Source organism: Mycolicibacterium pallens (assembly GCF_019456675.1).
Lineage (GTDB): Bacteria > Actinomycetota > Actinomycetes > Mycobacteriales > Mycobacteriaceae > Mycobacterium > Mycobacterium crocinum.
Genome location: NZ_CP080333.1, coordinates 4,062,356 through 4,083,092, shown reverse-complemented (window position 1 = coordinate 4,083,092; position 20,737 = coordinate 4,062,356). Strand labels below are relative to the sequence as shown.

At 66.8% G+C, this 20,737-nt stretch carries 20 protein-coding genes; 15 read left to right on the top strand and 5 right to left on the bottom strand.

Annotated elements, in window-relative coordinates:
• Nucleotides 1–116 precede the first annotated feature (116 nt).
• From K0O64_RS19980 to K0O64_RS19955, 6 genes are all read left to right on the top strand, one after another.
• Entirely contained in the window at nt 117–569 is a 453-nt protein-coding gene (locus K0O64_RS19980; protein ID WP_220045702.1) for a single-stranded DNA-binding protein, read from the top strand.
• A 118-nt stretch (nt 570–687) separates the two neighbouring features.
• On the top strand, nt 688–2,361 hold the full coding sequence (gene ettA / locus K0O64_RS19975; RefSeq protein ID WP_071949695.1) for an energy-dependent translational throttle protein EttA: 1,674 nt from the start codon (nt 688–690) through the stop codon (nt 2,359–2,361).
• A 53-nt stretch (nt 2,362–2,414) separates the two neighbouring features.
• A complete protein-coding gene (locus K0O64_RS19970; protein WP_220045701.1) occupies nt 2,415–7,232 on the top strand; it encodes an NAD-glutamate dehydrogenase in 4,818 nt (1,605 codons plus the stop codon).
• The gene (locus tag K0O64_RS19965; RefSeq protein ID WP_220045700.1) at nt 7,225–7,638 is read left to right on the top strand and encodes an acyl-CoA thioesterase; all 414 of its coding nucleotides are present in this window, start codon (nt 7,225–7,227) and stop codon (nt 7,636–7,638) included. Before K0O64_RS19970 ends, K0O64_RS19965 begins: the two co-directional genes overlap by 8 nt.
• Nucleotides 7,635–8,270, top strand: a complete 636-nt coding sequence (locus tag K0O64_RS19960) for a DUF8185 domain-containing protein (RefSeq protein ID WP_220045699.1) — start codon at nt 7,635–7,637, stop codon at nt 8,268–8,270. Before K0O64_RS19965 ends, K0O64_RS19960 begins: the two co-directional genes overlap by 4 nt.
• Before the next feature lie 9 nt (nt 8,271–8,279).
• The gene (locus K0O64_RS19955; protein WP_220045698.1) at nt 8,280–8,954 is read left to right on the top strand and encodes a DUF1345 domain-containing protein; all 675 of its coding nucleotides are present in this window, start codon (nt 8,280–8,282) and stop codon (nt 8,952–8,954) included.
• On the opposite strand, the gene K0O64_RS19950 is transcribed toward K0O64_RS19955, so the two are convergent.
• Both K0O64_RS19950 and K0O64_RS19945 read right to left on the bottom strand, forming a co-directional pair.
• Nucleotides 8,951–10,507 (bottom strand): glycoside hydrolase family 13 protein, encoded by a 1,557-nt coding sequence (locus tag K0O64_RS19950; protein WP_096311851.1) that lies wholly within the window; start codon nt 10,505–10,507, stop codon nt 8,951–8,953. The two genes, K0O64_RS19955 and K0O64_RS19950, sit on opposite strands and share 4 nt — an antisense overlap.
• 9 nt (nt 10,508–10,516) lie before the next feature.
• The gene (locus K0O64_RS19945; protein ID WP_071942980.1) at nt 10,517–10,912 is read right to left on the bottom strand and encodes a globin; all 396 of its coding nucleotides are present in this window, start codon (nt 10,910–10,912) and stop codon (nt 10,517–10,519) included.
• Nucleotides 10,913–11,042: 130 nt separating this feature from the next.
• Between K0O64_RS19945 and K0O64_RS19940 the strand changes: the two genes are divergently transcribed.
• From K0O64_RS19940 to K0O64_RS19930, 3 genes are read left to right on the top strand one after another with little or no spacing between them, the layout of a single operon-like run.
• Complete coding sequence (locus tag K0O64_RS19940) at nt 11,043–11,675, top strand: HNH endonuclease (RefSeq protein WP_071949697.1); 633 nt, start codon at nt 11,043–11,045, stop codon at nt 11,673–11,675.
• A 17-nt stretch (nt 11,676–11,692) separates the two neighbouring features.
• Entirely contained in the window at nt 11,693–11,929 is a 237-nt protein-coding gene (gene ctaJ, locus K0O64_RS19935) for an aa3-type cytochrome oxidase subunit CtaJ (RefSeq protein ID WP_071942982.1), read from the top strand.
• A complete protein-coding gene (locus K0O64_RS19930) occupies nt 11,916–12,392 on the top strand; it encodes a DUF5130 domain-containing protein (RefSeq protein ID WP_071942984.1) in 477 nt (158 codons plus the stop codon). The genes ctaJ and K0O64_RS19930 overlap by 14 nt, the downstream gene beginning before the upstream one ends.
• Here K0O64_RS19930 and K0O64_RS19925 read toward each other — a convergent pair whose 3' ends face one another.
• From K0O64_RS19925 to K0O64_RS19915, 3 genes are read right to left on the bottom strand one after another with little or no spacing between them, the layout of a single operon-like run.
• The gene (locus K0O64_RS19925; RefSeq protein WP_071942986.1) at nt 12,393–12,740 is read right to left on the bottom strand and encodes an HNH endonuclease; all 348 of its coding nucleotides are present in this window, start codon (nt 12,738–12,740) and stop codon (nt 12,393–12,395) included.
• Between the two features lie 23 nt (nt 12,741–12,763).
• Nucleotides 12,764–15,322: an aminopeptidase N gene (gene pepN, locus K0O64_RS19920; RefSeq protein ID WP_071942988.1), complete on the bottom strand. Its 2,559-nt coding sequence runs from the start codon at nt 15,320–15,322 to the stop codon at nt 12,764–12,766.
• 23 nt (nt 15,323–15,345) lie between these two features.
• Nucleotides 15,346–15,693 (bottom strand): DUF732 domain-containing protein, encoded by a 348-nt coding sequence (locus K0O64_RS19915; protein WP_083542572.1) that lies wholly within the window; start codon nt 15,691–15,693, stop codon nt 15,346–15,348.
• A gap of 188 nt (nt 15,694–15,881) precedes the next feature.
• Between K0O64_RS19915 and K0O64_RS19910 the strand changes: the two genes are divergently transcribed.
• From K0O64_RS19910 to K0O64_RS19885, 6 genes are all read left to right on the top strand, one after another.
• The gene (locus K0O64_RS19910; RefSeq protein WP_071942992.1) at nt 15,882–16,490 is read left to right on the top strand and encodes a mycothiol-dependent nitroreductase Rv2466c family protein; all 609 of its coding nucleotides are present in this window, start codon (nt 15,882–15,884) and stop codon (nt 16,488–16,490) included.
• Nucleotides 16,491–16,547: 57 nt separating this feature from the next.
• On the top strand, nt 16,548–17,957 hold the full coding sequence (locus tag K0O64_RS19905) for a purine-cytosine permease family protein (protein ID WP_071942994.1): 1,410 nt from the start codon (nt 16,548–16,550) through the stop codon (nt 17,955–17,957).
• The gene (locus tag K0O64_RS19900) at nt 17,954–18,400 is read left to right on the top strand and encodes a nucleoside deaminase (RefSeq protein WP_071942996.1); all 447 of its coding nucleotides are present in this window, start codon (nt 17,954–17,956) and stop codon (nt 18,398–18,400) included. Before K0O64_RS19905 ends, K0O64_RS19900 begins: the two co-directional genes overlap by 4 nt.
• On the top strand, nt 18,397–19,350 hold the full coding sequence (locus tag K0O64_RS19895) for an isopenicillin N synthase family dioxygenase (RefSeq protein ID WP_071942998.1): 954 nt from the start codon (nt 18,397–18,399) through the stop codon (nt 19,348–19,350). Before K0O64_RS19900 ends, K0O64_RS19895 begins: the two co-directional genes overlap by 4 nt.
• Nucleotides 19,351–19,438: 88 nt before the next feature.
• The gene (locus K0O64_RS19890) at nt 19,439–19,918 is read left to right on the top strand and encodes a ribose-5-phosphate isomerase (RefSeq protein WP_071943000.1); all 480 of its coding nucleotides are present in this window, start codon (nt 19,439–19,441) and stop codon (nt 19,916–19,918) included.
• A gap of 3 nt (nt 19,919–19,921) precedes the next feature.
• On the top strand, nt 19,922–20,713 hold the full coding sequence (locus tag K0O64_RS19885) for an Fpg/Nei family DNA glycosylase (protein WP_220045697.1): 792 nt from the start codon (nt 19,922–19,924) through the stop codon (nt 20,711–20,713).
• Nucleotides 20,714–20,737 lie beyond the last annotated feature (24 nt).

Below are 20,737 nucleotides of genomic sequence, written 5' to 3'. Positions count from 1 at the left end.
CCAGTCCGGTTTTCATCCACAGGCTGCCGCCTCCGCACCCGGTGCGGCGCGCGGCTGTCGGGGTCCGGCGGCTCACTGGAGGCGCACAACCCACGTGAATGGAAAGGACCCATGCCATGTTCGAAACTCATCTGACCGTCGTCGGCCGCATCGTCACCGACCTTCGCCGCCGAGTCGTCGGCGACCAGGAACTCATCAGCTTCCGGGTGGCCAGCAACTCCCGGCGCCGCACCGGTGACGGCACCTGGGAGCCCGGCAACTCGCTGTTCATCACCGTCAACTGCTGGGGCAAGCTCGTCACCGGCGTCGGCGCCGGCCTCTATAAAGGTGCGCCGGTGATCGTCGTCGGCGACGTTTTCACCAGCGAGTACGACGACAAGGAAGGTGTTCGGCGATCCTCGCTGGAGATGCGGGCCACCGCGGTGGGCCCCGACCTGTCCCGCGCGATCATCCGCTTCGAGCAGCCGCAGCCCAAGCCGGCCGAACCGGCCGACGAGCCGCCGCAGCCCGAGGGGCGCACCGGTGCCGACGACGTCGGCGAGACGACGGAGATGGCCCTCTCGGCGTGAGGCGACGGTGGTCGCGCTGGCCTCGGCCAGCGCGACCGCAAGGCCTATGCCCGGCGCGCCTAGGATGGTCGGCGAGCATTTCACGACGAAGACGAAGACGGAAGGCAATACCGCGGCAATGGCCGAATACATCTACACGATGCGCAAGGTCCGCAAGGCACACGGGGACAAGGTCATCCTCGATGACGTCACGCTGGCCTTCCTGCCCGGAGCCAAGATCGGCGTCGTCGGCCCCAACGGTGCCGGTAAGTCCAGCGTGCTGAAGATCATGGCCGGCCTCGACCAGGCCAACAACGGCGACGCGATGCTGGCGCCCGGCGCCACGGTCGGCATCCTCATGCAGGAGCCGCAGCTCGACGAGACCAAGACGGTCCGGGAGAACGTCGAAGAGGGCGTGGCGATCAAGGCCAAGCTCAACCGGTACAACGAGGTCGCCGAGCTGATGGCCACCGACTACACCGACGAGCTCATGGAAGAGATGGGCAAGCTCCAGGAGGAGCTCGACGCCGAGGACGCGTGGGACATCGACTCCCAGCTCGAGCAGGCGATGGATGCGCTGCGCTGCCCGCCGCCCGACGAGCCGGTGACCCATCTGTCCGGTGGCGAGAAGCGCCGCGTCGCGCTGTGCAAACTGCTGCTGTCCAAGCCCGACTTGTTGCTCCTCGACGAGCCGACCAACCACCTCGACGCCGAGAGCGTGCTCTGGCTCGAACAGCACCTCGCCGCCTACAAGGGCGCGATCCTGGCCGTCACCCACGACCGGTACTTCCTGGACAACGTCGCCGAGTGGATTCTCGAGCTCGACCGCGGCCGCGCCTACCCGTACGAGGGTAACTACTCGACCTATCTGGAGAAGAAGGCCGAGCGTCTCGAGGTGCAGGGCAAGAAGGACCAGAAGCTGCAGAAGCGCCTCAAGGAGGAACTCGCCTGGGTGCGGTCCGGCGCCAAGGCCCGCCAAGCCAAGAACAAGGCCCGCCTCGGTCGCTACGAGGAGATGGTCGCCGAGGCCGAGAAGACCCGGAAGCTCGACTTCGAGGAGATCCAGATCCCGGCACCGCCGCGGCTGGGCAATGTGGTGGTCGAGGTCGAGCACCTCGACAAGGGCTTCGAGGGCCGCACGCTGATCAAGGATCTGTCGTTCACCTTGCCCCGCAACGGCATCGTCGGTGTCATCGGCCCCAACGGTGTCGGTAAGACCACGCTGTTCAAGACGATCGTCGGACTCGAACAGCCCGACAGCGGCACCGTGCGGGTCGGCGACACCGTCAAGCTCAGCTACGTCGACCAGAGCCGCGCCGGTATCGATCCGAAAAAGACGGTGTGGCAGGTTGTTTCGGACGGCCTGGACTACATCGAGGTCGGCCAGAACGAGATCCCGTCGCGCGCCTATGTGTCGGCGTTCGGATTCAAGGGTCCCGACCAGCAGAAGCCGGCCGGCGTGCTCTCCGGTGGTGAGCGCAATCGGCTCAACCTGGCGCTCACCCTCAAAGAGGGCGGCAACCTGATCCTGCTCGACGAGCCCACCAACGACCTCGACGTCGAGACGCTGTCCTCGCTGGAGAACGCGCTGGAGAACTTCCCCGGCTGCGCGGTGGTCATCAGCCACGACCGGTGGTTCCTGGATCGCACCTGCACCCACATCCTGGCGTGGGAGGGCGACGACGACAACGAAGCGAAGTGGTTCTGGTTCGAAGGCAACTTCGGTGCCTACGAGGAGAACAAGATCGAAAGAATGGGAGCCGACGCGGCTCGTCCGCACAGGGTCACCCACCGCAGGCTCACACGCGACTAATGTTGGCGGCTGCGGACCAGCGTCGGTTCGCACGCTGATCAGGAGCCGCAGGTATGACGGTTGACCCGAAAGCTGCCGAGTCGCTCGGCGAGGCCTACCTCGCCACGTATCGCGGTCCGCACGGCGGTGCTCCCGACGTCGACGCCACCGACACCGGCCCACTGGTCGCCGCGGCTGCACAGCAAGCGGTCCCGACGGAGCTGATCGCCGCACAAGAGCGGCTGGCCGGCGTCCGGCCGGTCGGCGAAACCCTCGTCGCGATCTATCCCGCCGACGATCCCGGCGGGTTCGGGCCCGCGCTGCAGATCGTCACCGACCAGGCGACCATGCTGCTGGATTCGGTCACGGTGCTGATGCATCGGCTGGGTGTCGGCTATGTCGCACTGATGAACCCGGTGTTCCGGGTGCGCCGCAGCCCGACCGGCGAGCTGCTCGATGTGCGCACACTCGACGACGATCCGGCCGGGTCCGACTCGCAGGGCATCGACGAGTCGTGGATCCACGTGCAACTCTCGCCGTCGGTCAATCGCAAGGCGCTGGCCGAGGCCGAGCGGATGCTGCCGATGGTGGTGGCCGACGCCCGCCAGGTGGCCCTGGATTCGGCGGCGCTCAGCGCCGCCCTGGACGACCTGGCCCACGATCTCGACACCGACCCGGGAGAGCGGTTCGTCGGGCCTGACCGCAGTGATGCCGCCGATCTGCTGCGCTGGCTGTCCGAGGGACATTTCATACTGCTGGGGTGCCAGGACTGCACGGTGCGCGACGACGTCGCCACCGTCGTCGAGTCCAGCCGGCTGGGGGTCGCGCGGCTGCGCACCGAGGTGCTGCCGGAACTCACCCACCCGGGCGACCTGCTGGTACTGGCGCAGGCCACCATGCCCAGCTTCCTGCGCTACGGCGCGTACCCCTACATTGTTGTGATCCGCGAGCACACCCCTTCCGGTGATGTGGAGCATCGGTTCGTCGGGCTGTTCACGGTGGCGGCGATGAGTGCCAATGTGCTTGAGATTCCCTTGATCTCGCGACGGGTGCGCGAAGTACTGGCGATGTCGCAGAGCGACCCCAGCCATCCCGGTCAGCTGATGCTCGACATCATCCAGACCATCCCGCGCTCGGAGCTGTTCTCGCTGACCGCCGAGCAGCTGCTGGCGATGGCGACCGCCGTCGTCGATCTCGGCTCGCGGCGTCGGGCGCTGCTGTTCCTGCGCGCCGCCCAACTCGGCCACTTCGTGTCCGCACTGGTGTATCTACCCCGCGACCGCTACACCACCGTGGTGCGGCTGGCGATGCAGGACATCCTGGTGCGTGAGTTCGGCGGGCTGAGCATCGACTACACCGCGCGGGTCAGCGAATCGCCCTGGGCCGTCGTTCATTTCACGGTGCGGCTGCCCGACAGCTCCACCCGTGCGTCGATCGACGACAGCGAGGACAATCGCACCCGCGTGCAAGGCCTGCTGACCGAGGCGCTACGCACCTGGGGTGACCGGCTGATCGGCTCGGCACGATCCGGCAAGATCGACCTGGGAATCGCCGAACACTACGCCGAGGCGCTGCCGGAATCCTTCAAGCAGGCCGTCACCTCGACCGAGGCGATCACCGATATCGGGATCATCGAAGCGCTGCAAGAAGATTCGGTCAAACTGCAGTTCGAGAAGGGCGACGAGGGTAACGAGGCGTACCTCACCTGGTATCTCGGCGGGTCGACCGCATCGCTGAGCCACCTGCTGCCGATGCTGCAGTGCATGGGTGTCCTGGTGCTCGAGGAGCGGCCGTTCACCGTCGTGCGCCCCGACGGGCTGAAGGTGTGGATCTACCAATTCAAGATCCGGCCGGACGCCTCCATGCCCGACGCTGCCACCGAAGAGGAGTGGGACGCCACCGCGCAGCGGTTCGCCGATGCCGTCACCGCCATCTGGCAGGGACGCGCCGAGATCGACCGCTTCAACGAACTGGTGCTGCGCGCCGGGCTGACCTGGCAGCAGGTCGCCGTGCTGCGCGCGTACGCAAAGTACCTGCGGCAGGCGGCCTTTCCCTACAGCCAGTCGCACATCGAGTCGGTGCTCAACGGCAATCCGCGCACCGCGCATTCGCTGGTCACCCTCTTCGAGGCGATGTTCGATCCGGAGTCCGCGGACAAGGGTCTGGATGCGCTCGCTGCGGCCGACGCCGTGACTGCCGACATCGACGCGCTGGTGAGTCTCGACACCGACCGGGTGTTGCGGGCGTTCGCGACGATGATCCAGGCCACGCTGCGCACCAATTACTTCATCACCAGTCCGGATTCCGCGCACGCGCAGAATGTGTTGTCGCTCAAGCTCAATCCTCAGCTGATCAACGAATTGCCGCTGCCGCGGCCGAAGTTCGAGATCTTCGTGTATTCGCCGCGGGTGGAGGGCGTACATCTGCGCTTCGGTTTCGTCGCCCGCGGCGGGCTGCGGTGGTCCGATCGCCGGGAGGACTTCCGCACCGAGATCCTCGGCCTGGTCAAGGCTCAGGCCGTCAAGAACGCGGTGATCGTGCCCGTCGGCGCCAAGGGCGGTTTCGTCGTCAAGAAACCACCTGCGCCGCTCGGTGACGCCGCCGGGGACCGGGATGCATTCCGCCACGAGGGGATTGCCTGCTACCGACTGTTCATCGCCGGCCTGCTGGACATTACCGACAACGTCGACCGGGCCACCGGCCAGATCATCGTCCCGCCCCGCGTGGTGCGCCGTGACGGCGACGACGCCTACCTGGTCGTCGCCGCCGACAAGGGCACCGCGACCTTCTCCGACATCGCCAATGATGTCGCGAACTCGTACGGCTTCTGGCTGGGCGACGCGTTCGCCTCCGGCGGCTCGGTCGGTTACGACCACAAGGCCATGGGCATCACCGCCAAGGGCGCCTGGGAGTCGGTCAAACGGCACTTCCGGGAGATGGGTGTGGACACCCAGAGCGAGGACTTCACCGTCGTCGGCGTCGGCGACATGAGCGGTGACGTGTTCGGCAACGGAATGCTTCTGTCCCACCACATCCGGCTGATCGCAGCCTTCGACCATCGGCACATCTTCATCGACCCCGACCCGGACGCGGAGCGGTCCTGGCACGAGCGGCGCCGGCTGTTCGAGCTGCCCCGGTCGAGCTGGGAGGACTACGACCCCGCCCTCATCAGTGAGGGTGGCGGTGTGTTCAGCCGTCAGCAGAAGGCGATCCCGGTCAGTCCGCAGATGCGCTCGGCGCTTGGCCTCCAAGGCGACGCCACCGAGGTCACCCCGCCCGCCCTGATGAAGGCGATCATGCAAGCGCCGGTGGACTTGTGGTTCAACGGCGGCATCGGTACCTACATCAAGGCCGAGTCGGAATCCGATGCCGAAGTCGGTGACCGTGCCAACGACACCATCCGGGTGAACGGAAACCAGGTGCGCGCCAAGGTGATCGGCGAAGGTGGCAACCTCGGTGTGACCTCACTCGGCCGGGTGGAGTTCGACCTGTGCGGCGGCCGGATCAACACCGACGCCATGGACAACTCCGCGGGTGTGGATTGCAGCGACCACGAGGTCAACATCAAGATCCTCGTGGATTCGTTGGTCACCGCGGGCAAGGTGAGCGCTGACGAGCGCACCGAGCTGCTGGCCTCGATGACCGATGAGGTGTCGCGACTGGTGCTGGCCGACAACATCGACCAGAACGATCTGATGGGCACCAGCCGCGCCAACGCCGCGTCGCTGCTCAACGTGCACGCCCGCCAGATCGTCGAACTCGAAGAGCGGCGCGGACTCAACCGCGAGCTCGAGGCGCTGCCGTCGGTCAAGGAGATCGACCGCCGCCAAGAGGTCGGGATCGGGCTCACCTCACCGGAATTGGCGACGCTGATGGCCCACGTGAAGCTGGCCCTCAAGGAGGAGGTGCTGGCCAGCGACCTGCCGGATCAGGAGGTGTTCGCTTCCCGGCTGCCGCGCTACTTCCCGAGCCAGCTGCGCGACCATTTCGCCAGCGAGATCCGCAGCCACCAGCTGCGTCGTGAGATCACCACCACGATGCTGGTCAACAACGTCATCGACACCGGCGGCATCTCGTTCGCCTACCGCGTCACCGAAGACACCGGCGTCGGCTACGTCGACGCGGTCCGCACCTTCGTGGCCACCGACGCCATCTTCGGGATCGACAAGGTGTGGCAGCGCATCGTGGAGGCCTCCCGCACCGGCCTGCCGATCAATGTCTCGGACCGGATGACGCTGGATCTACGACGCCTGCTCGACCGGGCGGCACGCTGGCTGTTGAACTACCGCCCGCAGCCGCTGGCCGTCGGCGCCGAGATCAACCGATTCGCCGCAACGCTGGCCGAACTGACCCCGCGGATGTCGGAGTGGCTGCGCGGCGACGACAAGGCCATCGTGGCCAAGGAGGCCGGCGAATTCGAGGCCCACGGCGCGCCTGCCGATCTGGCGTACACGGTGGCGACCGGGCTCTATCAGTACAGCCTTCTCGACGTCATCGACATCGCCGACATCGTCGACCGCGACCCCGCCGAGGTCGCCGACACCTACTTCGCCCTGATGGACCACCTGAGCACCGACGGTCTGCTGACCGCGGTGTCCGGTCTTCCGCGCGATGACCGCTGGCATGCGTTGGCTCGCTTGGCGATCCGCGACGACATCTACGGATCGCTGCGGGCCCTGTGTTTCGACGTGCTGGCGGTCGGCGAACCGGAGGAGACGGGGGAGGAGAAGATCGCCGAGTGGGAGCACACCAACGGATCGCGGGTCGAGCGGGCACGTCGCACGCTGGCCGAGATCTATGCCGACGACGAACGTGATCTCGCCACCCTGTCGGTGGCGGCACGCCAGATCCGAAGCATGACCAGGACGAGTGGAACAGGATCAAGTGGCTAACGGATTCACCACCGGCGTGAATGTGCGCTGGTCGGACATCGACATGTATCAGCACATCAACCACGCCACCATGGTGACGATCCTCGAAGAGGCGCGGGTGGACTTCCTGGCCGAGCCGTTCGCCGAGGACATCACCACGATCGGCTTGCTGATCCATGAGGTGCAGGTGCTCTACAGAGGCCAACTGCGGCTGGCCGATTCGCCGCTGCAGGTGACGATGTGGACCAAGCGGCTACGCGCGGTCGACTTCACCCTCGGCTACGAGGTGCGCTCTCTGAACGCCGACCCGGACTCTCGGCCCTCGGTGATCGCCGAAACCCAGCTGGCCGCGGTGCACATCGAAGAGCAACGGCTGGTTCGGCTTTCGCCCAAGCACCGGGAGTACCTGCAGCGCTGGCAGCGATGAGCCTCACCATCCCCGATGCCGTCGTGCGCAGCGACCTGGCGGTGTTCCTCGACCACGCGCTGCGCCTCGACGAGGCCGCAGTCGTCCGATTGAAGCGGCGCGCCGACGGGCTGATCGCAGCGTGGGTCGGCACCGGTCTTGACGTGTTGGCGGTCCGGGTTGTCGCCGGTGAGGTCGACCCCGCCGACTTGTCCTGCGGGGCAGACGAATTGGCTCGGGGATTGCGTAACCCCGACGTGGCCGGGCACGTCGATCCCGGTTATCCGATGGACTCCGCGTGGCGCGGTGTGTTGCCGGGGGACACCGGCTTCACCCATCTCGACGACATTCCCGCCGCGGTGCTCACCGAATTGGCTCAGCGCGGAGCCGATCTGGCCAAGGAGCACAGCAGCGCACACGGACCACCCGCGTCGCTCCTGGATCAGGACGTGCTGCAGGTGAGTTCGGACGACACAGAGGTCGGCGTACCAATGCGCTGTGTGTTTGCGCTGACCGCAATGGGATTCGTGCCGGATCCGCCGGGCGAGGACGAGATCGTCCGGGTGCGGCTGTCGCCGACCTGGCTGCGGATCGACGCGCGGTACGGGTCGGTGTATCGCCGGCGCGGGGATCCCGCGCTGGTGCTGCGTTAGGATCCGCCCGTGACCGAGAAGGCACACGGCAACCTGTCGTTCTGGAAGCGCCCGGCCGCCCGGGTCACCGTCGGGGTGACCGTCGGCGCGGTGGTGACCGCGATTCTGTGGGGCCACAACGGCATGCTTTCGCTGCTCGGCGGGTGGACGGCGCTGGCCTTGATCTTCACCGGTTGGACGTGGGTGACGTTGTGGCCGTTCGACTTCAACGAGACCAAGCGGCACGCCAGTCAGGAGCAACCGTTGCCCTGGGTGGTTACGACGTTGGTGCTCGGCGGTGCGGCGGCCAGTCTGGTCGGTGTCTGGGTGCTGCTGGGTCGCAGCCAGGATGCCGCAGGCGGGGTTCGCCACGACTCAGGCGCGGGCTGGATGGCGGTCGGCAGCGTCGTGCTGTCGTGGCTGACCATCCACACGCTCTACTCGATCATCTACGCCAAACACTATTTCGACCCCGAGCAGCCCGGGGGAATCGATTTCAACAGCCCGCCGGGCCACAAAGACCAGCCGTGCTTCAAGGACTTCTTCTACGTCGGCTTCGCCGTCGGGATGAGCTTCGCGATCTCCGACACCAACCTGACCTCGACGCGGATGCGGGCCACCGCGCTCGGACATGGACTGCTGTCGTTCGTGTTCGGGTCGATCATCGTGGCCTCGGTGGTCAATCTGTTGGCCGCCGGCGTCTAACCGGTCGCGATCCACGCCGCCGAATCCGGCGGTAGCTTCCCACCGAGCAGTGGTGCGCTCGCGGCAAGCACGTCGCCGGCCGGTAATGCCAGCGCGGTGCGCCCGGCGTTCAGCACACACAACACCCCACCGGAGGAGAACGCCAGCGCGTCGTCACGCAGGTGTAGCCACTCGACATCGAACTCGGCGAAGTGAAACGTGCTGTGCCGCAACTGCAGAATTGTCCGGAAGAAGGTTAGCGTCGAATCCGGGTCGGCGAGTTGACGCTCGACCGTCAGCGCCGACCACTCCGGCGGCATCGGCAGCCAGGTGCCCGGATTCGACGAGAAGCCGAACGGTGGCGCATCACCCGACCACGGCATCGGCACCCGGCAGCCGTCCCTCCCGCGTTCGGTGTGCCCGGAGCGTTCCCACACCGGATCCTGTAACACCTCGTCGGGAAGCTCGACATTGGGCAGGCCCAATTCCTCGCCGTTGTAGAGGAACACCGCACCGGGCAGCGCCAGCATGACCATCGCCATGGCGCGGGCTCGCGCAAGCCCGGCGACTCCGTCGCCATAGCGCGAGACTTCCCGCTCGACATCGTGATTCGACAGCGTCCAGGTCGGGCTGGCATCGGCGAGGGCGGCCGCGGCCAACGCGTTCTCGATCGCGCCGCGGATGCTCGCCGGATCGAATTCGGCTCGTACCAACCGGAAATTGAAGCCGATGTGCAGTTCGTCGGGACGTAGATACTTGGCGAAGTCCTCGTTGTCGAACACCCATATCTCGCCGATCGTCACCGCATGGGGATAGTCGTCGAGCACCGAGCGGATACTGCGGTGGATGTCGTGCACACCCTCGTGGTTGAACCGCGGATCGTCGTCGTCGTGGGTCAGCATCTCGAGGTCTGGAACCGTCATGTCCGGCAGACCGGGCGGCTTGGCCATCCCGTGCGCGACGTCGATGCGAAAGCCGTCGACGCCGCGGTCCAGCCAGAACCGCAGCGTCTTCTCCAGGTCTTCGAACACTTCGGGGTTGTCCCAGTTGAGGTCCGGCTGCTCGGCGTCGAACAGGTGCAGGTACCACTGGCCGTCGGCGACCCTGGTCCAGGCCGGCCCACCGAACACCGACACCCAGTTGTTCGGCGGCTTCGCACCATCGGGACCCTGGCCGTCGCGGAAGATATAACGTTGGCGCGCAACACTTCCCGGTGCCGCAGCCAGCGCCTCTTGGAACCAGGCGTGCGCCGAGCTGGTGTGGTTGGGCACCAGATCCATCGTGACGCGGATATTGCGGGTATGCGCCGCGGTGATCAGCCGCTCCAATGCGCCGAGGTCACCGAAGAGTGGGTCGACGTCGCGCGGATCGGCCACGTCGTACCCATGGTCGGCCATCGGCGAGACCATCACCGGGTTGAGCCAGATCGCGTCGACGCCGAGCAGGCTCAGATGATCGAGGTGCGCCGCTATGCCGTCGAGATCGCCGACGCCGTCACCGTTGCTGTCGGCGAAGGAGCGGGGATAGACCTGATAGAAGATCGCGTTCGTCCACCACGGCGCTGGCTCGGTCATCGGAGTCCTCTAGAAGGGGGAGTTGACCATCGACTGCGCAGCCATCTCGAGATAGGCCAGCAGCTCCCTTCGGTGCGCGTCGTCGAGCGTGTGGGAGTCGATCGAGGCTACCGCGGTGTGCATACAGCGCAGCCATGCGTCGCGCTCGATGAAACCGATCTTGAACGGTACGTGTCGCATCCGAAGACGGGGGTGTCCACGCTGATCCGAGTAGGTTCGCGGGCCGCCCCAGTACTGCTCGAGGAACATCCGCAGACGGACTTCCGCGTCGTCGAGTTCGTCGGGCGGATAGAGCGGGAGCAGCACCTCGTCCTCGCGCACCAGCTCGTAGAAACGGGACACGATCTTGCGGAACGTTTCATGGCCGCCCACGGCGTCGTAGAACGTCTGCGGATCTTCGGTCACCCCACCATTGTGTACATCCGCCTCCGGGCAAGCCCACGTCACCCGATGTTCACGGATTTGACCTGCGAACACGGGCAAAATTGTCGTGCAGATGCGGCCGATCCATGGTGGACTGGTTGCCGGAGGACGCATGTCGCAGCGCAAACGGAACCGCGGTCACCGCGCCGCGGCGGGCCCGATCGGGTCCGTAGCCGGTTCCAGCCTGCACGCCGACCCTCACATAGTTGGCCCGGCCGACGGATCAGTGTGGGGACGTCGCCGGGTGTTGTTACTGAACTCAACCTACGAACCGCTCACGGCGCTCCCCATGCGCCGGGCGGTGATCATGCTGCTGTGCGGCAAGGCCGATGTGGTGCACGACGATCCCTCCGGCCCGGTCATCCACTCGGCGACGCGGGCGATCGTCGTGCCGTCGGTGATCCGGCTGCGCAGCTTTGTCCGGGTCCCGTACCGGGCGCGCATCCGGATGACCAGGGCCGCGCTGATGCACCGGGACCGGTTCCGGTGCGCGTACTGCGGCAACAAGGCCGACACCGTCGACCACGTGGTGCCGCGCAGCCGCGGCGGCGAGCACTCGTGGGAGAACTGCGTGGCTGCGTGCGCGACGTGCAACCACCGCAAGGCCGACAAGCTGCTGACCGAATTGGGCTGGACGTTGCGGCTGGTGCCGATGCCGCCGAAGGGTCAGCACTGGCGGTTGTTGTGCACCATCAAGGAACTCGACCCCGCTTGGGTGCGCTACCTGGGTGAGGGCGCGGCCTGACTGCTACGGTTGGCATCGTGAATGCTGCCGTCGTGCACGGGCTGTTTGTCGGCATCCCGTTGCTGCTCGTGGTTCTCCTGTCTTTGATGATCTTCCCCGGCCGGGGTAAGCATCCCAAGACGTACAAGCTGTCCGAGAAGTGGACGCACGCGCCTATCCTGTGGGCCTCCGACGAGGTGGTTCCCGGCGGTGGCCATCACGGCCACGGCGCGCACGAGGTGAATGTGGGAGGTGGAGCAAGTGGCAAGTGGTGAACACGGCACGGTAGCGACCGTCGATCCGGCCAACCTGCCCTACGGCTGGGCAGTGACCACCAGCGGCCGCCTGTCCGGGGTGACCGAGCCCGGTGAGCTGTCGGTGCATTACCCGTTCCCGATCAGCCAGCTGGTCGAACTGGACGACGCGCTGAAGTACGGCAGCCGGCAGTCCAAGGCCCGCTTCGCCGTCTACATCGGTGACCTCGGTGCCGACACCGCGGCCCGCGCCCGCGAGATCCTCGCCGACGTGCCGACCGCGAACAACGCGGTGCTGCTGGCCGTGTCGCCGGATCAGAAGGCCATCGAGGTGGTCTACGGCGCGGACCTGCGCAGCCGTGGCGCCGAGTCGGCGGCCCCGCTCGGGGTGTCGGCCGCCGCGTCGGCGTTCAAAGAGGGCAACCTGATCGACGGCTTGGTCAGCGCTGTCCGCGTGATGTCGGCGGCCATCTCCCGCCCGTAGTCAGATCGCCGCGAGCAGGTCCGCGCGGATCTGCACGTAGCGCTCGAGAAACCGGCGTTCGTCGAGCCGCTTGCGGCGCAGCCAGCCCGTCACCTCGTCATTGCACTTGCTCGCGTTGCATGCCCCGCACGCGGGCACGACGTTGTCGATCGTGTACCGGCCGCCGCGCGATATCGCCATGACGCAATCGCGCTGCAGCGGCTTGCCCGTCGCCCCGCAGTAGGCGCAGCCGTTCCAGGCGAGCTTGATCGCCGCCCACTGCTCGTCGGTCAGGTCGTTGACCGCCGCCTTGACGCGGCGGGTACGCCTGCGTGCCGCGCGGGCCCGACGAGTATTGGCTCCTGCCATGGCGTGATCATGGCAGCGCGCGCTCACCCAGCGTCGAAGGCGCGCGCTTTCAGCGATCGTTCGATACCGGCGCGACCTTCGAGCACCAGCCTGCGCAGCGCCGACGGCAGCTCGCCGGACAGGAATGTGTCGGCCGTCGCCAACGCCTCCTCGCTGACGTCCCACGACGGGTACAGACCGATCACCACGGTCTGCGCCACCTCGCTGGACCGGCGCTCCCACACTCCGGGGATCGCGGCGAAGTACTGCTCGGTGAACGGCTGCAGCAGCGCGCTCTGCCCCGCGGGTGCGAAGCCGCCGATGATCGCCCGCGCGGTGATATTCGCCAACGTGTCGTCCTCGATCACCTCACGCCACGCCGCCTGCTTGACCTCGATCTGCGGGCGGGCCGCCGACGCCGCGGCCGCGTGCCGGCGACCGGCGGCCGTCGGATCGTTCTGCGCTTCGGCGTCGAGGAACGGCGTCTCGGGGCCGTCGCCGTCGATGTCGCCGGATGCGGCCAGCGCGGTGACGATCCGCCACCGAAGATCGGTGTCGATCACCAGGCCGGGCAGATTCACCTCGGCCGGCTCGTTGTCGAGCAGGGTTGCCAGTACCGCGACGTGGTGCAGCTGCAGCACCGACGTGCACAGCGCGTTGACGAACGCCAGCTGGTGATCCGACCCCGGCGACGATTCGCGGGCCAGGTCCAGCAGCCGGTCGGCGAACGCCGGCCAGCCGGTGGAGCAGGCCCACGCCGGGTCGGCGTAGGAGTTCAGGGCGGTCTGTGCCTGCAGCAGCAGCCGCTGCGCCACCCCGACCTCGGTCTCGGCCTGCACGCCGCTCATCACCAGGGCCACGAAATCGCGCGCCTTGAGCTCGGCGTCGCGCGTCATCTCCCAGGCCGCCGACCACACCAGCGTCCGCGGCAGCGGCTCGGAGATATCGGCAATGCGGCTCAGCGCGGTCCGCAGCGAATCGTCGTCCAGCCGCAGCGAGCAGTAGGTGAGGTCGTCGTCGTTGACCAGCACCAGCTTGCCACGCGAAACCCCTTGCAGCGCAGGCACTTCGGTGACCGGACCGGAGACGTCGAGCTCCTCGCGGTGCACCCGCACCAACTTGCCCGTCGTCGGGTCGTCGTCGTAGATGCCGACCGCCAGGCGGTGGACCCGGGTCTCGCCGGCACCGGGCGCCGCACCGCCCTGGTTGATCGCGAACCGGGTGAACCGGCCCTCGCCGTCGACATCGAAGTCGGCGCGCAGAGTGTTCAGTCCGGTGGTCTTGAGCCACTGGCGGCCCCAGTCGGACAGGTCGCGCCCGGACGCCTTCTCCAGCGCGCCCAGCAGATCGTCGAACGTCGCGTTGTCGAAGGCGTGCGCGGCGAAGTAGTCGCGCAGGCCGGCCAGGAAGTGCTCCAGCCCGACGTAGGCGACCAGCTGCTTGAGCACGCTGGCGCCCTTGGCGTAGGTGATGCCGTCGAAGTTCACCTCGACGGCGTGCAGGTCCGGGATGTCGGCGGCCACCGGATGGGTCGACGGCAGCTGGTCCTGGCGGTAGGCCCACGACTTCTCCACGTTGGCGAACGTCGTCCACGCCTGGTCGTATTCGGTGGCCTCGGCCTGGCACAGCACCGAGGCGAACGTCGCGAACGACTCGTTGAGCCACAGGTCGTCCCACCAGGTCATCGTGACCAGGTCGCCAAACCACATGTGCGCCATCTCGTGCAGCACGGTCTCGGCCCGGCGCTCGTAGCTGTAGCGGGTCACCTTCGACCGGAAGACATAGTCCTCGAGGAACGTCACCGCACCGGCGTTCTCCATGGCACCGGCATTGAACTCGGGCACGAAGAGCTGGTCGTACTTGCCGAACGCGTAGGGGACGCCGAAGTTGCGGTGGTAGAAGCCGAAACCCTGTTTGGTTTCGGTGAACAGTCGCTCGGCGTCCATGTACTCGGCCAGCGACGAGCGGCAGAACAGCCCGAGCGGGATCTCGCCGTGCTCGTCGGTGTAGACGTCGTCCCAGCGGGCGTACGGGCCGGCGATCAGTGCCACCAGGTAGGTGCTCATCTTCGGGGTGGTGGCGAAGGTGTGCACGCCGCCGTCGTTCGACACCGTCGCGCCGTTGGAGATCACCTGCCAGTGCGACGGCGCTTTGACCGTCACGTCGAAGGTGGCCTTGAGGTCGGGTTGGTCGAAGCAGGCGAACATCCGCTTGGCGTCGGCGGTTTCGAACTGCGAGTACAGGTACACCTCGCCGTCGACCGGATCGACGAAGCGGTGCAGACCCTCGCCGGTGTTGGAGTAGCGGCAGTCCGCGTCGACCACCAGAACGTTGGTCTTCTCCAGACCGTGCAACGGAATGCCGGTGGACTCGTCGTACCCGGACACGTCGATGTCGCGGCCGTTGAGCACAGCGCTGTGTACGGTGTCGGCGGCCAGGTCGATGTAGGTGTCGGCGCCGGGCAGCGCCTCGAACTCGACGGTCGTCGTGGACCGGAACGTCGTGTCGGAGCCCGTCAGGTCCAAGACGATCGAGTAGTTGCCGACGGTGACCAGAGCTGCGCGCTCGATGGCTTCGTCACGAGTGAGGTTGGGTAGTGCCACGCGTCCAACCTAACGTGACTTACTCACATGTGCGGAGCTTGGATCCAGTCGAAGAAGGTGCCGTCGGTGACCGACTTCATCATCGCCGGACAGTAGAGCTTGACCGCCATGCCCGCGAAGAACGCGGCCATCTGCGGCGGGATGCCGCCGCCCTGCACCCGCGACACCGCGGCGCCGAACGATTTGCCCGGTCCGACGAGTTGCGGGCACACCTGCTTGGCCAGCTGCGTGGCGGCTTCGGCGTTGTCGTAGTGGATGCCGGCCCGGTTGAGGGCGGCGACGAAGGCGTCGTCGACGGCGTCGGCATGAGCCGGCGCTGCCATAGCGGTTGCACCCGCGACGAACGCCGCGGCGGTCACTACTCGGATCACTCCAATCACTTGTGGAACACTTCTGCACAGTGGTCACAACGACAGCACGGTTGGGTCAAGAATTGCCACCTATGCGTTTTCTGTGCCGGCAACCCAAGGTTTCTGGTGTTGGCGGGTGAATACGGGAACAGTGATCTCACGGCATGAGTTGAGTTGAAAGTCTGCGTCCGTCGCTGGGAGGAGCCCGCATGTCCGAGAAGTCAGTAGCCGGTTTCTGGTTCGACCCGCTGTGCCCGTGGTGTTGGATCACCTCGCGCTGGATTCTCGAGGTCGAGAAGGTCCGTGATATCGACGTCGACTTCCGGGTGATGAGCCTGGCCGTCCTCAACGAAGGACGCGACCTGCCCGAGGAGTACCTCGAGATGATGAAGAAGGCGTGGGGTCCGGTCCGCGTCGCCATCGCCGCCGAGCAGGCCCATGGCCGCGAGGTCCTCTCGCCGCTCTACACCGCGATGGGCACCCGCATCCACGACCAGAACAACAAAGACTTCGACGTCGTCATCAAGGAGTCGCTGGCCGAGGTGGGGCTGCCTGCCGAACTCGCGGAGGCGGCCACCACCGACAAGTACGACGATGCGCTGCGCAAGAGCCATCACGAGGGGATGGATGCGGTCGGCGAGGACGTCGGCACGCCGACGATCCACATCAATGGGGTCGCGTTCTTCGGTCCGGTGTTGTCCCGCATTCCGCGCGGTGAGGAAGCTGGCAAGCTGTGGGATGCCTCGGTGACGTTCGCGGCCTATCCGCACTTCTGGGAGCTGAAGCGGACGAGGACCGAAGCGCCGCAATTCGATTAAGTTTCCGGGAGGTTTCCTCCGGTTGCGCTACGGCTCGGTTGGGTCGATTTTTAGTCCATGACAGTGGCTGACCCGACCGAACCGAGCGTGCAGACCGACGGCACCTACCGCGACAAGCTGGTAGCCGTCGAACCCGGTGGCAACGAGTTCATCGCGCACGAGGATCGGCACGGCAAGCCCCGCCAGCTGTTCTGGACGTGGACGTCGCCGAACCTCGAGTTCGCGACGATCTTCGTCGGCGTGCTCGCGGTCGCCGTCTACGGCATGACGTTCTGGCAGGCCGTCGCCGGCATCGTGATCGGCACCGGGCTGGGTGCGATCGCGCACTACTTCCTGTCCGCCCGCGGCCCGCTGCACGGCGTACCGCAGATGGTGTTGGGCCGCTTGGCATTCGGGTTCAAAGGCAATGCCGTGCCGGCAGTCCTGATGTCGGTGACCGCCGGTGTGGGGTGGTTCGCCACCAACAGCGTCAGCGGCGCCTTTGCGTTGTCCACCCTGTTCGGAATCGGCCCGCTGCCTGCGTTGGTGATCGTCGTGCTGATCCAGACCGGGTTCGCCTTCTTCGGCCACAACCTGGTTCAAGCCTTCGAGCGCTGGTCGTTCCCGGTGCTCGCGGTGATCTTCGCGGTCGCCTCGGTGGTGATCCTCACCAAGTCGCACTTCGACGCGCCGGCGGTCGACGGCGGCGTCGGCGGCCTGGGTGGGTTCCTGCTCACCGTCGGGACCGCGTTCGGCTATGCAGCGGGCTGGACGCCCTACGCCGCGGACTACACCCGCTATCTCCCGGCCACCGTCTCGACCGCCCGCACCGGGCTGTTCGCCTCGCTGGGACTGTTCTTGTCCTGCACGATCCTCGAAATCGTCGGCGCCGCATCGGTGACCATCGGTCCGGCGCTGTCCGACAATCCCACCGAAGCGTTCACCAGTGAGCTGGCTTCGCCGTTGGCCAAGGCCACCCTGCTGGCCATCGCAGTGGGTGCCATCGCCGCCAACGCGATCAATATCTATTCCGGCGCAATGGCTTTCGTGACGATCGGGGTCAAGCTGCCGCATCACATCGCGCGCGCGACGGTTACGGTGTTCTTCGGAGTCGCCGGCTTCGGCATCGCCTGGTGGGCGCTGGCCGACGCCGCCGCAAGTTACGAGGCCTTCCTGCTGATCATCGCCTACTGGATCGGCCCGTGGCTGGGGGTGGTGTTCGCCGACCAATACCTGCGTCGAGGCCAGCCCATCGCCGGATTCCTCTACGACCGCGGCTACACCAACTGGGGTGGCTTCGCGTCGTTCCTCATCGGCTTGGTGGTGTCGGTGCTGTTGTTCTCCAATCAGGAGAAGTTCGTCGGCTACATCGCCCGCGCGCTGCCGCAACTCGGTGACATCACGTTCTTCGTCGGCTTCCTGATCGCCGGTGCAAGTTATCTTGTGCTATGCCGATCGAAGATCGCCGCCGAGCGCCTCGCGGTATGACGCCGGCCGAAATGCTCGATGTCGCGGTCGATGAGGCGCGAAAGGGGTTGGCGGAAGGCGGAATTCCGATCGGAGCGGCGCTGTTCAGCTCCGACGGGATGCTGTTGGGCAGCGAGCACAACCGTCGCGTGCAGCAGGGTGATCCGTCATTGCACGCCGAGACCGACGCCTTCCGTGCCGCCGGCCGCCAGCGTGACTACCGCTCAACGGTCATGGTGACCACGCTGTCGCCGTGCTGGTACTGCAGCGGGCTAGTGCGCCAGTTCAATATCGGCGCGCTGGTGATCGGGGAGAGTCGCACGTTCGTCGGTGGTCACGACTGGTTGGCCGAACACGGCGTCGAGGTCGCCCTGCTCGACGACGAGCGCTGCGTGGCGATGATGACCGACTTCATCGCCGCCAACCCGGAACTGTGGAACGAGGACATCGGAGTGGCGGAGTGATCGCGACCATCGACATCTCCCGCTGGTACGCGGGGGGAGCGGAGGCCGACGCCGTCGCCGCGGAACTCGACAAGGGGCTGCAGCAGGCGGGGTTCATCCTCGTCACCGGTCACGGCATCGATCCGCAGCTAGCCGCGGGTGTGCGCGCTGCGTCGCGACGGTTCTTCAGCCTGCCCGACGACGTCAAGCGCCGGTACGCCGTGCCGGTCGGCGGCCACGGCTGGATCGCTCCCGGTGCGGAGGCCAACGCCTATGCCGAGGGCACCGAGACGCCGCCGGACCTCAAGGAGAGCTACAGCCTGGGCGCCGAGACGGCCGTCGGCGATCCCGAGGTCGACCGGATCTGGTTCGCGCCCAACGTCTGGCCCGACGAGGTGGCCGAGCTACGGCCGCTGGTCGACGAATACACCGCGGCCGTGCGCCGGCTGGCCGACGATCTGCTGGCCCTGATGGCGCATGCGCTGGGCCTGGCGACCAATCCCTTCGCTGCCCTGGCCGACCGGCCGACCTGGACCATGAACATCAATCACTATCCGCCGGTCAGCGTTGTGGGGGAGCCCGAGCCCGGGCAGTTCCGGATCGGCCCGCACACCGACTTCGGCACCGTGACGATTTTGGATCGCGAGCCCGGAGCCGGTGGGCTGCAGGTCTTCTCCGAAGCCAACGGCTGGGAGGATGCCCCCTACGACCCGGCGGCGCTGACGATCAACATCGGCGACCTCCTGGAGTATTGGAGCGGACGACGCTGGCCGTCGGGTCGGCATCGGGTGCTGCCCCCGCAGCCGCACGCCCCAGAGGAGGACCTGATCTCGCTGATCTACTTCTACGAGGCCAACCACGATGCGCTCGTCACTCCGTTGCAACCGCCGGTCGGGCGGGTGGCCGGGCTGGCGCCGGTGACGTCGTCAGCGTTCATCAAGGAACGCCTCGACGCCATCACCGTGGGCTGACCCGCGCCGAGATCGACGTTCTGCAGCGATCTACTCGAAGTTTCCCTGCCAAACGTCGGTTTGGGCGGGACTTAGTAAGGTATCGGCCATGCGTGTCTACCTCGGCTCGGACCATGCCGGATACGAACTCAAGCAAGCCATCATCGAACACCTGAAGAACGGTGGTCACGAGCCGATCGACTGCGGCGCGTACACCTACGACGCCGACGACGACTACCCGGCCTTCTGCATCGCCGCCGCTCAGCGCACGGTCGCCGACCCCCAGAGCCTCGGCATCGTGCTGGGCGGCTCCGGCAACGGCGAGCAGATCGCGGCCAACAAGGTGCCCGGCGCCCGCTGCGCGCTGGCGTGGAGCACCGAGACCGCATCGCTGGCCCGCGAACACAACAACGCGCAGCTGATCGGCATCGGCGGCCGCATGCACACCCAGGAGGAGGCGTTGGCGATCGTCGACGCATTCCTGTCCACCCCGTGGTCGAAAGCCGAACGGCACCAACGTCGTATCGACATCCTCGACGAATACGAACGCACCCACGTCGCGCCGCCGGTCCCCGGCGCCCCGGCCTGAGTCGTGCCGGAAGGGCATACCCTTCACCGGCTCGCGCGGCTGCACCAGCGCCGGTTCGCCGGCGCCCCTGCGGCCGTGTCGAGCCCGCAGGGCAGGTTCAGCGACTCCTCGATCGTCAACGGCCGGGTGTTCACCCGTGCCTCGGTCTGGGGCAAGCACCTGTTCCATCACTACGACGGTGGCCCGATCGTGCATGTGCACCTCGGGCTGTACGGCACCTTCACCGAGGCGCCCGTGCCGATGCCCCTGCCGGTCGGCCAGGTGCGCATGCGGATCGTCGGCACCGAATGGGGCACCGACCTGCGTGGCCCGACGGCCTGCGAGGTGATGGACGAGGCGCAGGTGTCGGCCATCGTGGCCCGACTCGGGCCCGACCCGCTGCGCCGCGACGCCGACCCGTCACTGGCATGGGCCCGAATCTCCAAGTCCCGCAAGTCGATCGGTGCGCTGCTGATGGATCAGAGCGTGATCGCAGGTGTGGGCAACGTGTATCGCAGCGAGTTGCTGTTCCGGCATCACATCGACCCCTACCGGCTGGGCCGCGACGTCTCCGAGGTCGAGTTCGCCGACGCCTGGACCGACCTGGTCGAGTTGATGAAGGTCGGCGTGCGGCGCGGCAAGATCGTCGTGGTGCGGCCCGAACACGATCACGGGCCACCGTCGTACGCGCCGAACCGTCCGCGGACCTACGTCTACCGGCGCGCCGGCGAGCCCTGCCGGGTGTGTGCGACCCCGGTGCGGACCGCCGAATTGGAAGGTCGCAACGTGTTTTGGTGCCCCACCTGTCAGGTGTGATCGGCGCCGCCGGGCGCCACCCGC